The organism is Chitinophaga ginsengisoli, from assembly GCF_003014595.1.
Lineage (GTDB): Bacteria > Bacteroidota > Bacteroidia > Chitinophagales > Chitinophagaceae > Chitinophaga > Chitinophaga ginsengisoli.
Genome location: NZ_PYGK01000001.1, coordinates 426,240 through 437,808, shown reverse-complemented (window position 1 = coordinate 437,808; position 11,569 = coordinate 426,240). Strand labels below are relative to the sequence as shown.

General features: G+C 46.7%; 9 protein-coding genes. 3 read left to right on the top strand and 6 right to left on the bottom strand.

Annotated features, from left to right (window positions below):
• Positions 1 to 9 precede the first annotated feature (9 nt).
• The gene (locus tag CLV42_RS01840) at positions 10 to 2,571 is read left to right on the top strand and encodes a DUF3857 domain-containing protein (protein WP_106600197.1); all 2,562 of its coding nucleotides are present in this window, start codon (positions 10 to 12) and stop codon (positions 2,569 to 2,571) included.
• Positions 2,572 to 2,659: 88 nt separating this feature from the next.
• Here the strand turns inward: CLV42_RS01840 and CLV42_RS01835 are convergent, their stop codons facing one another.
• From CLV42_RS01835 to CLV42_RS01820, 4 genes are all read right to left on the bottom strand, one after another.
• Positions 2,660 to 2,962, bottom strand: a complete 303-nt coding sequence (locus tag CLV42_RS01835) for a Dabb family protein (protein WP_106600196.1) — start codon at positions 2,960 to 2,962, stop codon at positions 2,660 to 2,662.
• 33 nt (positions 2,963 to 2,995) lie between these two features.
• Positions 2,996 to 4,195 carry an FtsX-like permease family protein gene (locus tag CLV42_RS01830; protein ID WP_106600195.1) on the bottom strand — a complete coding sequence of 400 codons (1,200 nt, stop codon included), beginning with the start codon at positions 4,193 to 4,195 and terminating at the stop codon, positions 2,996 to 2,998.
• Positions 4,192 to 4,842 (bottom strand): ATP-binding cassette domain-containing protein, encoded by a 651-nt coding sequence (locus tag CLV42_RS01825; RefSeq protein ID WP_106600194.1) that lies wholly within the window; start codon positions 4,840 to 4,842, stop codon positions 4,192 to 4,194. The genes CLV42_RS01830 and CLV42_RS01825 overlap by 4 nt, the downstream gene beginning before the upstream one ends.
• A gap of 108 nt (positions 4,843 to 4,950) precedes the next feature.
• On the bottom strand, positions 4,951 to 6,726 hold the full coding sequence (locus tag CLV42_RS01820) for a DUF4836 family protein (RefSeq protein ID WP_106600193.1): 1,776 nt from the start codon (positions 6,724 to 6,726) through the stop codon (positions 4,951 to 4,953).
• A gap of 263 nt (positions 6,727 to 6,989) precedes the next feature.
• On the opposite strand from CLV42_RS01820, the gene CLV42_RS01815 reads away from it, so the two are divergent.
• Positions 6,990 to 7,277: a YciI family protein gene (locus tag CLV42_RS01815; RefSeq protein ID WP_106600192.1), complete on the top strand. Its 288-nt coding sequence runs from the start codon at positions 6,990 to 6,992 to the stop codon at positions 7,275 to 7,277.
• Positions 7,278 to 7,339: 62 nt separating this feature from the next.
• Here CLV42_RS01815 and msrB read toward each other — a convergent pair whose 3' ends face one another.
• Positions 7,340 to 7,807 carry a peptide-methionine (R)-S-oxide reductase MsrB gene (msrB, locus tag CLV42_RS01810; protein WP_106600191.1) on the bottom strand — a complete coding sequence of 156 codons (468 nt, stop codon included), beginning with the start codon at positions 7,805 to 7,807 and terminating at the stop codon, positions 7,340 to 7,342.
• Between the two features lie 346 nt (positions 7,808 to 8,153).
• Here msrB and mutL point away from each other — a divergent pair, with 346 nt between their 5' ends.
• Positions 8,154 to 10,043 carry a DNA mismatch repair endonuclease MutL gene (gene mutL / locus CLV42_RS01805; protein ID WP_106600190.1) on the top strand — a complete coding sequence of 630 codons (1,890 nt, stop codon included), beginning with the start codon at positions 8,154 to 8,156 and terminating at the stop codon, positions 10,041 to 10,043.
• On the opposite strand, the gene CLV42_RS01800 is transcribed toward mutL, so the two are convergent.
• Positions 10,009 to 11,505 (bottom strand): gluconokinase, encoded by a 1,497-nt coding sequence (locus tag CLV42_RS01800; protein ID WP_106600189.1) that lies wholly within the window; start codon positions 11,503 to 11,505, stop codon positions 10,009 to 10,011. The two genes, mutL and CLV42_RS01800, sit on opposite strands and share 35 nt — an antisense overlap.
• Positions 11,506 to 11,569: the final 64 nt, after the last annotated feature.

Here is an 11,569-nt window from a genome sequence, read left to right as displayed (position 1 = left end):
TTTATTCCTATGCACCGTATATCGCTGCTCATTGCCTTATTGATCTGTTGTTTCTATGCCGGGGCCAATGCTCAGCAAAAAAACTTCTCTATTACACCCGAGCCAAACTGGCTCGTTCCCTATAAACCTGACCTCAAGCAGGTACCTGATGCACGCGACGTCAGCAACGGGTACTATATCCTGCTGTTTGAAGAACAGCAGCATGTGGAGCAATCTGCCGTTTACCACCATATGATCAGGCAGATCGTATCGGAAGCCGGTATCCAGAATGGTGCAGAAGTGACTGTCGACTACGATCCGGTATACGAAAAACTGCATTTCCATAAGATCCTCATCCGCCGTAACGGCAAAGTGATCAACCAGTTACAAGCATCCAAATTCAAGATCCTGCAACAGGAAGATGACCTCTCCCGCTTTATTTACAGTGGCGTGTATACGGCATACTTCATCCTGGAAGATGTGCGGAAAGGAGATCAGATAGAGTTTGCCTATACGATAGAAGGTGATAATCCCATCTTCGAACATAAGTTCACCAGCCTGTTTTACCTGGCATTCAGCAATCCGGTCGTGAACTTTCACAAGAGTATCATTGCTTCTCCTAACCGGGAAATCCGGTTTAAAACTTTCAATAATGCCCCTATGCCCGACAGGCAGATGGTAAACGGGATGCAGGTATACAAATGGGAAATGACCAATATCCCCTCCGTCGAAATGGAGGATGATATACCTGCATGGTTTGACAACTTTCCGTCGGTACAGGCTACCGAGTATAAAAGCTGGCAGGAGGTGATCCAATGGGGAGACCGGGTAAATAAGGTGCCTCCTCCCGGTGCAGCTCTGATGGCCAAGATCGCTGAGTTTAAGCGGGAAGCGGGCAATAGCAGGGAGAAATACATGTTGAAGGCTGTCCGCTTCGTGCAGGATGATATTCGTTATATGGGTATTGAAATGGGTGAATACTCCCATCGTCCCAATACGCCCGACAAGATACTACTGCAGCGCTTTGGCGACTGTAAGGATAAATCACTATTGCTGGCTACGATCCTGAAGGCAAATGGCATCTACGCCAGCATGGCCTATGTGGATACCTATACCAAGGGGCATGTAGTGAATTATCTGCCGGCGCCAGACCTCTTCAATCATGCCATTGTTTATGCAAAACTGGATGATAAGGAATACTGGATAGACCCTACTATCAGCTATCAGCGTGGTAATCTCTCGATGCTGACGGTGCCTGATTACCAGCAGGGCCTTGTCATTGACCCGACGGGTAAAAATGGCTTCTCCCCTGTAACAAATACAGGCAAGGGTAAGACCATCATCCATGAACATTTCCAGCTGCCTTCCGACAAAAAGAACAAAGGTTCGCTGACCGTTACGTCCACCTTCACCATGCAGTATGCAGATGATCAGCGGGACGGACTAGCCAACAGCAGTAGGAAGGACAATGAGAACACTTTCCTCAATTACTATAAAAATGCCTACGGCGCTGTGACTATCGATTCTCCCCTGCAGGTAACAGATATTCCTGATAGCAACCGTATTGTGATCAGGGAAAGTTACATCCTGCAATCTCCCTGGAAGAGCGATAGTACAAAGGAGCACGCCAACAACTTCAATATGAAGGCCAATCTGCTGAGAGACGCCTTACCAGATTATGCGGAGGAAGACAGAAAAGTAGCACCGCTGGAACTGCGTTATCCCTTCTCGCTGGATTATACCATCACGATCGAGATGCCTTCCACCTGGACAGTAGACGAGGAAGAACTGCACATCAGGAATGAATATTACTCCGTTCATTTTGTGCCTTCGGTGGATGGCAACCTGGTAACAATGCATTATACTTTTGAGACTTACCAGGACCATATTCCTGCCAGCTTTCTGAATACCTATATCAAAGACCGCAAAAAGATTGACGGGTTTCTGGCCTATAATTTCTACTGGGATCTGGATGAAGGAACACGAAAGGACAGTCCTTCAAAGGGATTCAACTGGCTGGTCATCTGCCTGGGGATATTCTTTGCAGCTGTATTTACACATCATGCACTCCGATTCAACAAGGTAACAATACTGCCTGCAGGTACTTATGCCTATCCGCCACAGATCGGTGGATGGCTGGTGTTAATGGGCATCGGTGTTTTCACTAGTCCCTTAAATATTTTCAACGGCCTGCTAAAGGCATCGATATTCAATAACAGTATGTGGCAGCAACTGGATAAGGCGACCAATGCCACACATAACCTTTCCATTCTGCAATTGTTGCTGGTCACCGAGCTGGCGAGCCAGATCGCTATGCTGGTCCTTAGCCTGCTGCTGGTATCACTTTTCTATAAAAAGAGGGACACATTCCCAAGGGCGATGATCTTTTTCCTGGCTTGCAACCTGACCATTAACGTGCTGGATAATCTTGCCTGCAACTATATTTTTGAAAAGAAAGGCTGGGATAGAGAAAATATAATGCAAATAGTACAGTCTTTTGTAGCTGCTGCCATCTGGATACCTTACCTGATGATGTCAGAGCGGGTGAAGGAAACGTTCATCATGCCGCATGATAAAGAAATTACCCACTAAAATAAAAGACCAGCGATCAGGTATAATACGGAGATCAATTGCCGTATTCATTCCTGGTCACTGGTCTTTTACTGATGATTCTAATCGCTTAGATCGTTTCTGAATCGTAGATCAGCACTTTATCCCACAGGTGCTTGCAATTCTCCACAAAAGCCAGATGTATCGGGTGTTGCTGGTATACATCGTGTCCCGCTTCGTCATTAAACACGGTCAGTTCACAATAGCTGTAACTTCTGTCTATCACCGGACGGTCAGTAGCTGCAGGCTTACCTACGTTGAACATTACCAGTGATTCGATCGCTGAAAGCGACTGTACTCCTTCTTCAAACTTTTTGATATCAGCTGCTGAAAGACCTGGCTTCAGCCAGAAATTTACGACGTGTACAAACATCTCAATATAATTTAAGTGTATAAAACTAAGTTATCAGCTGATGGCGTTGATGTACTTCCTGACATTGACCCTGTTCACGATGTACACCAGCACCAGTACCAGCAAGGCTGCGCAGGCGGTACCCACAGCAAGCCATTGGGCAATGAACATATCATGTTCCGCCAGCTTTGCAGATGCCCACCATTGCAATGCGGCCACCAGCAATAAGGCTGCTATTCCGATTGTAATATACAACGGAACAAACTGGCGCATCAGGTAGCGTTGTAACTGACGGGGGGCCGTACCCAGGGTCACCAGCAGCTGGATCTCTTTTTTACAGCTGGCAATCACCAGCTGGATGAACATACTGAATACCAGCAGCGCAAACACCAGCAGGATCAATCCAAAGAAACCGATAACGGATACGATGGTCTGCACGATGAGTTTTGTCTTGCTGTATTTAATCTTATCCTGGTTGGTAGTATATCCTTTATCTTCCAGGTATTTAGCCAGCACAGGGTTGGAAGGATCTTTTGTTTTGATGATCACACGGGAAGGTGATGCAGCCTGCCCGGAACCAAACTTACTATTGGCCCAGTCCATAAAACTGTTGGGCACCAGGAAGGATGTAATACGATCTGAGAAACCAACAATACGTCCGGTAAACTCCTGTGTCATCAATCCCTGTGAGATGGTAACCTTCATTGGCAATGCCTTTATTGTTTCCTGCGAAACCTGCGGCAGGCCCTGGCTCAGGGCAAATCCGAAGTTATAGAGGTTCAGGAAATCATTTGGAAGGATGATAGGGATGGTATTATCCGAAGGAGTCCATTTCCACTCCTCATTCTTCACATCAATGAATGAATCCGGCACGGATTCAAAGAACATATCTGTGTAGAAATGCAGGTCGCCGGGAGCAGCGGCGGTTACTTTATACTGATTGGAGGTAATAAAGCCGAAAGCCTCTGTGAATGGTTGTTTCTGCAAATCTGTTATTTCTGCAGGGGTAAATTCACTTTTGGCATTCTGCCCCATCATGGCGTTGGTGATCTTTTTATTGATGACCAGAAAGTCTGCACTTTCATTGGCATTCCGTTGATTGTGCAGTAGCTGGTCGAAGTCAGTATGCGCCTGGATAGCGATGAGCAGGAGTATCATGGCGATACCCAGTCCACCGGCAGCCATGATCAGGCGGGACCTGCCGATGCCGGTCTGTATGATCTTTTTGAGTAACTGGTAGAAAGATGGCATCATAAGTTATAGTGTGAGTCATATGCGAACCTGGTATCGTTGTCCAGGTCTGTTAAAATAAATCCGGCCTTACGGGCTTTACATTCTTCCCCAATCAGCTGTGCTGCACGGTTTGCATTGTCTTCATCCAGATGGCTGAATGGCTCATCCATGATCAGCCATTGGAAGGGCTGCACCAGTGCACGGATAATCGCTACACGCTGACGTTCTCCGTAGGAAAGTGTTCTCCCGCTCTGGTTCAGTACGTGGGTAACATTCAGGCGGGCGGCCATTTCCTTCACCTTCTCTGCAGAACAATAAGGCTGGGCGTTCATCACTCTTTTCAGTTCGATATTCTCCAGGGCAGTCAGCTGTTCAAAGATGCGCAGGTCCTGGAAGATCACACTGACCTGTTCCTGCCGCATACCAGCAATAGCATCTTTGGAATAAGTACCCCATGGCTTGCTGTTCACCAGCACCTGTCCAGTATAGTCAGTTCTGATGTGGTACAGGTAGTGAACAAGGGTTGTCTTGCCGGTACCGGAAGGGGCTTTTATTTTAGTGAAGCTACCGGGGGTAAATGTGACGGGCCTGTTCCAGATTTCTGAAGACCGTTGCAGGATCTTATCCCGCAGGGGAACAGGCACCAGGTTATCTAACTGTATCTGCATGTAAACTGGTGTTCTTAATGATGACCCAATATAGAGCTTTTTCCAAATGAAAAATGTCCATGGCAGTTGTAACCACCATGGACATTCTATCTCAATACGTTATTACGATTAGTGTGTTGCTTTTTCTTCTGCTTCAGCAGCAGCGGCAGCAGCAGAATCCGCCGCAATAACAGCAGTGGCTTTAGCAGCATCCGCTTTTTTCTTCTCTTCCAGGAACTTCGCAGTCTCAGTACCCAGGTTCACCAGTTGCACCAGGCTGTTCTCAGTTTCGTTCTTGAAGTTCAGCACGATTTCAGAATGCTGGGTTTTACCGTCGAAAGAGTTACTTATAGCGGTCATATCTCTCAGCAGGTTCTTGAACTTTCCGGCCAGTGGTTTACCTTCTGCAGGGATCTCTTCGTCAGGAATGTTGTTCACGATCTTTTCGAAGTTCACATAAGCACCCATTGGTTTGCCTTTGATCTTGCTCACGAAATCGTTGTCCAGACCAGTCGCCTTTCCTTTACCGGCCAGGTATTCCTGGAGTAATGCATCGTCAGATGCACTGGTCACCAGTTTGTCGGTAATAGAGATCGCTGGCATACCAGGCATGTTCTGTGACATTACATACTTGTCGCCCTGTTTGGTAAAGAAGCCTTTCAGCATCGGAGAAGACATTACTTTGTCAAAAGCAGCCTTATCTCCTACTTTCATAGCAAATACCCATTTGGATTCGGGAGCAGTAGTAGAATCGCCCTCGATGTACTGGCTTGGCTTTTTCTTTACCTGGAAATCTGAAGCAACAAATACCAGCTGGCCTTTGAAGGCGTTCAGGATATCGTCCAGGGTCAGGCCGGAGCTCTGCAGGCCCATATTAGCGATACCATCCAGACCGGTGCTTTTTACGATATCACCGATCATGCGGAAATCAAAACCGTATACAACAAAGCCAGTGATATTCTGGGAAGGATATTTTTCCAGCATATCCAGGTCGGCTTCCATATTACCATATTTCTTATAGATGCTGGCGAGGTCTTTACCTACGTAGGAAATACCATCTACCAGCACCTTACCTTTTTCAAAGTTAACGGCGCCGGTGTAGTAGCAACCTGCGAGTAATGTTTTGAGGTTAGCAGGCATCATCGCTGCCTGTGCATTATAGACAGGCTCCGGATTGATGTATACGCTCAGATCGGCGTTGTTCTTCAGCAGATCATTGAACGCTTCAATAGAACCAGCTGTTTCATCCTTTTTCAGGTGGAACAGGTGATCTACTTCAGTTACCCAGGTCTGCATATCATCAGCCGCTGTTACGAGGCTGGCCGGCTGGGCGTTGTTGCTGTCTGAAGATTCTTCGCCCTGATTGCTGTCGGGCGTTGGAAGACCGGTAGGCGGCAATGCTTTCTGCATAGCATCTCCTTCAATACCTTTCAGATAGATAACGGTACCTTTGTTCCAGGCAATTACGCCGCCCTGCTTATCTTCCAGAACATACTTGAAGTCTGGTTTTGACTGCAGGGAGAAGTTGCTGATATTCTTTTTCAGGTACTCCTCGAATTTAGCAGCATCTTTCAGTCCGCTGGTCAGGGTGACATAAGACTGGTTTTTGCTGTACACGACAGATACGAAAGCGTTTGACTGCAGGTCCAGTCCGGAATTTTCGATGTCTTTCCAGAACTTCTGCACATCGCTGGTGCTGTCTTTTTCCTGTACTGCAGCAAAGAGTTTGTCCATTGTAATACCGTTGGTAATCAACTTCTTGCTGATCTGTTTGCTATTTACGCTGAGTACGAGGCTGGCTGTTTTGGGAATATATTTGCTTTGCTCCGGCATCTTGGAACAGGAGGTAAGCAGGATAGCTATAGCCGAGATAGCTAGTAATACCTTTGAAAACATTTTTCTCATAATAAGGGGATCAAAATTAATAATGAGTGAATAGGACGCTAAAATACTTTCTTTTTCGTTTACTACCTTATAGAGGGCTACTATAAATTAATGATTTTATTTATATATTAGCGTTTGGGACGTCTGTGCCGGGCATATAAGCGATATCGGCGGTAAAACATTCATTTCTACGTTATTATTATAAAAATAAAAGCTGCAATAGTTTTATACCTTTGTGTAAAGAGGTCTAACATGATTATAAATCCTATTATTGAAACGCCGTTATGTACTTAATTCTTTTACAATACATCCGTCCGGTAGCTGCCGTAGAGCATTATATGGAGCAGCATAGAGCATTTCTTGAGAAGTTCTATAAGAGCGGGCAATTTATTCTGGCGGGACGCCGTAAGCCAAAATCCGGAGGGTTGATCATTTGTAAAGCTTCAAGTCGCAGAGAAGTGGAAGCAATCATCAGCGAAGATCCACTAGACAAACACCAGCTGGCGCTTTATGAGATTATCGAGTTCGAGCCAACATCTTACGTTACCGAGTTACAGTCTTATCTTTCCTAGCAGGAATGCCTGATTACGTTACTGCTTTTTTACAGGCATATTCGCAATCAGGCATTTACTCATTAATGTTTTCCCTTGAAGTTTTTATCGGCTTCTTTCGCCTGCTCAAAGTCAAGTATCACGGAATTGATACAATAACGTAACCCGGTAGGCGGAGGGCCATCGTCAAATACGTGTCCGAGGTGTGCCTTACAACGGCCGCACATCACTTCGGTACGGTGCATTCCATGTGTATTGTCGGGTGCATAGATCACACTTCCTTTAGTAACAGGCTCGAAGAAGCTGGGCCAGCCGCAGCTGCTTTCGAACTTTGCGTTTGATACAAACAGCGGGTTACCGCAGGCGGCGCAATAATAGGTGCCCGCATCTTTACTGTTCCAGTATTTTCCCGTAAATGCGTATTCGGTTCCCTTTTCCCGGGCTATATTGTATACTTCCGGCGATAAGCGTTCTTTCCATTCATCGTTGGTGAGATTCACTTTGCTGGTGTCCGTTTTTGAGTATACATCACTCTTTTTCTGGTCTTCCATGTGCTTATTTTTTGGCTCCTGTTGAGAGTAGGTGCAGTTGCTAACTAAGATGGAAAGGCTCAAAATTATCAGATTCCTCCAGTTCATAGCTGAAATAATTTATGATTAACGTCTTATTAACAAGACAATCGTGTGAATAAGTTATATTCCCACACTACAAATAAAGGTACGAATTGCGGGCTGCTCCGGTTCAGATGCAGGCGGGTACAATCATTCATTTAACAATTCTATAGCAACTGTTCCTTATATCCTGTTTGCCTGCCATACTTCTTTACCCCCACTTTACCCCCATCTTCGGTATCAAACATTAAACTTTCCTAACTTTACAGCAAAAGGCACATAATAAGTGACGGATATCATCAATCTTTTACCAGACAACATAGCCAATCAGATAGCAGCAGGGGAAGTGATACAAAGGCCTGCTTCAGCAGTAAAAGAGCTGCTGGAAAATGCTGTGGATGCAGGTGCAACAGAAATACAGCTCATTATCCGGGATGCCGGTAAAGAACTGGTACAGGTGATCGATAACGGGAAAGGAATGAGTGAAACGGATGCGCGCATGTGCTTTGAAAGACATGCTACTTCCAAAATACAGACCATAGACGACCTTTTCTCCATCCGTACTATGGGTTTCCGTGGTGAAGCACTGGCCTCTATTGCTGCCGTTTCACAGGTTGAACTGAAAACCCGCCTGCGCGGTGCAGACATTGGCACCTACATAGAAATCGACAACAGTGCGGTAAGGAAACAAGAGATCTGCCAGACAGCAGAAGGCACCAGTATTGCCATGAAGAACCTGTTCTTCAACGTACCGGCCCGCCGTAACTTCCTGAAAAGCAATGCAGCTGAAATGAGACATATCGTGGATGAATTCATCCGCGTAGCCATGGCTTTTCCTCAGATCCAGTTCACCCTCACCAGCAATACACAACAGCTGTTTTACCTGGAAAAAGGCTCACTGAAACAACGCGTCATCGCTATACTCGGCCAGCATTATAATGCCCGGCTGGTGTCTGTCAAGGAAACGACAGATTATATGGATGTGTATGGATTTGTGGGTAAACCAGAAACAGCTAAAAAGACACGTGGAGATCAGTTCTTCTTTGTGAATAACCGCTTTATCAAAAGCCCGTACCTGCATCATGCCATCATGAATGCTTTTGCGGAAATGATCCCCACGGATAGTTATCCGCTATATGTATTGTTCATTGACCTGGATCCGGGTCATGTGGATATCAACGTACACCCTACCAAACAGGAGATCAAGTTTGACGATGAGAAGGTGATGTATGCATTCATTCAATCCGCTGTGAAACATGCGCTGGCACAATTCAACATTACGCCAACGCTCGACTTTGAACTGGACCCCGGCATTCAGCAACTGGATGCGGTGAGCAAACCTTTTACAGAACAGCAACAGGCTAAGTCTGTCAATACTTCTCTATACAAGAGCTTTACACAGGCCAACCAGGCGCATACGATCGATACTACCAGCAGCAGTAACCTGAAGCACTGGAAAGACCTGTATGATATCGGTAATCCAATAGCTGCTCCTGCCAATGATACCATCGGCAGAATACAGGAAGAAGCGCGCTTTACGACCTCCGCTCCTGTGGAGAACCGTCCATCAGCCGCATCCATGATAGATGAGCGCTGGCAGGATACCACCATTGATCAGAAGGTACCCGTACAGGTACATCAGCAATATATCCTTTCACAGATCAAGTCAGGTTTTATTCTGATAGATCAGCAGGCAGCACATGAGCGCATTCTGTATGAACGCTACCAGCGTGCCGTACAGGAAAGCCCTATGGCCACACAGCAAAGCCTGTTCCCGCAAACATTGCCCTTACCACCTGCAGACGCTGCCCTCCTCTCGGAAATGCTGCCCGACCTGCAGGTACTGGGATATGATCTGGAGCCCTTCGGCAATAATACATTTGTTGTAAGAGGTACACCGGCAGATATCCAGAGTGGTAACGAACAGGCCAGCATAGAAGGATTACTGGAACAGTTCAAGAACTTCAGTATGGAACTCAAGGTTCCCCGCAGGGAACAGCTGATACGTTCCATGGCCCGCAATAATTCCATTCCGTCCGGTAAGTCATTGTCTACCCGCGAAATGCAGAATATCATTGATGAACTGTTTGCCTGTTCCATGCCAAATGCGGCGCCAGGCGGCAAGTACACGTATATTTCCTTTAAGCTGACCGACCTGGCAAAGATGTTTGGATAACCGGGAATATGTCTTTCAGTGCGGCATATAATTTTCCATGCACGGCATAAGCCTTTTTATATACTTCCGCATGTGCTGCTGCCGGAGAGAATACTTTTTCTTCTACGGCGGTAAAACTGGTAGGGAGCCTTAATGCCTGGAATCCCAGTAGTACGGCCCCCATAGCAGAAGCATCGCTTTCATGACGCAGGTACATCGGGCGCTGAAATACATCTGCCATGAGTTGTACCCATTCCGGCGAGTGTGTAAAGCCCCCGCTAACGGATATCTTCTCTACTTTTCCGGCAGTTTCTTCCAGGGCTTCTGTGATGCTGAGCAATCCGAAGGCCATCCCCTCCAATAAGGCCCGCAGAAAGTGCCAGGTTGTATGTTGTGGTTGTACACCAATAAAAGCACCTTTCGCATGTCCATCCCACATGGGTGCACGTTCACCATGCAGGTATGGCAGGCATAACAATCCCTCCGCTCCCGGAGGCGTGTTCAGGGCCTGTTGCAAACCGGCATCTACCTGTAGTGGCTTGTCAGACACTGTTTGCAGGAATGAATCCAGATACCATTGCAATACCACTCCCCCGTTATTGATGGCGCCGCCGGTTACAAAGTGCCCCGGTGTCAGTACGTAAGTGAATAATCTTCCTTGCGCATCCGTCACCGGTTCTTCAATAGCCATACGCACAGCCCCGCTGGTGCCGATAGTCAGTGTAGCATGTCCTTTATCCAGTGCATTACTGCCCAATTGTGCCAGGCAGCCATCACTGGCGCCGGCGATAAAACGGGTATTGGCAGGTAGTCCCAAGTCGCGGGCCACATTTTCCAGTAATCCCTCTATGATACTGTCACTACTTACCGCCTCTGGTAGTTGTGCCGCCGTAATACCCGCCGCTTCCAGAGAGGTCTTGTTCCATGTCAGCTCATGAATATTAAACAAGCCGGTAGCAGAAGCGGTAGAATGATCTGTAATATACCGGCCAAAGAAATGATAAAATATATACTCCTTGATCCCGATGAAACTAGCAGCAGACTTGAAAATATCCGGCGCCTGTTCTTTCCACCAGATGATCTTACACAAGGGAGACATGGCGTGTACAGGAGTACCCGTTTGCTGTTGCAGCGTAGCTGCTAAAGGCGTCTTGCGTATGCGGTCTGCTATACCCTGGCTCCGGTTATCTGCCCATATGATCAATGGGGTCAGGGCTTTACCGTCCTTATCCACCGCCATCACACTATGCATAGCTGTACTGAATGATACTGCCGCAGGTGGATCTTTCATGATCGTGGCTACACTTCTGATGCCATTTCTTACTGCGTCCAGTATCACGTCAGGCTCCTGCTCACTATGCCCGGGTTCGGGGTTGCGAATAGGGTATTCCTGCTGAGAATGGGCCATTACTTTCCCGTCCTGCCGTATTGCCAGCACCTTAGCGCTGCTTGTTCCAAGATCCACTCCTATTATATATTCCATCACTATGTTTTTGTAAATTTCCTTTTATACTTTTTTCCTAGTAACCTTAGAAAATAATTTATAG

Bases quoted from the DNA above. Each gene is read 5' to 3' on its own strand.
- CLV42_RS01840 (WP_106600197.1), top strand. From the start codon at position 10: ATGCACCGTATATCGCTGCTCATTGCCTTATTGATCTGTTGTTTCTAT.
- CLV42_RS01835 (WP_106600196.1), bottom strand. From the start codon at position 2,962: ATGTTTGTACACGTCGTAAATTTCTGGCTGAAGCCAGGTCTTTCAGCA.
- CLV42_RS01830 (WP_106600195.1), bottom strand. From the start codon at position 4,195: ATGATGCCATCTTTCTACCAGTTACTCAAAAAGATCATACAGACCGGC.
- CLV42_RS01825 (WP_106600194.1), bottom strand. From the start codon at position 4,842: ATGCAGATACAGTTAGATAACCTGGTGCCTGTTCCCCTGCGGGATAAG.
- CLV42_RS01820 (WP_106600193.1), bottom strand. From the start codon at position 6,726: ATGAGAAAAATGTTTTCAAAGGTATTACTAGCTATCTCGGCTATAGCT.
- CLV42_RS01815 (WP_106600192.1), top strand. From the start codon at position 6,990: ATGTACTTAATTCTTTTACAATACATCCGTCCGGTAGCTGCCGTAGAG.
- msrB (WP_106600191.1), bottom strand. From the start codon at position 7,807: ATGGAAGACCAGAAAAAGAGTGATGTATACTCAAAAACGGACACCAGC.
- CLV42_RS01800 (WP_106600189.1), bottom strand. From the start codon at position 11,505: ATGGAATATATAATAGGAGTGGATCTTGGAACAAGCAGCGCTAAGGTG.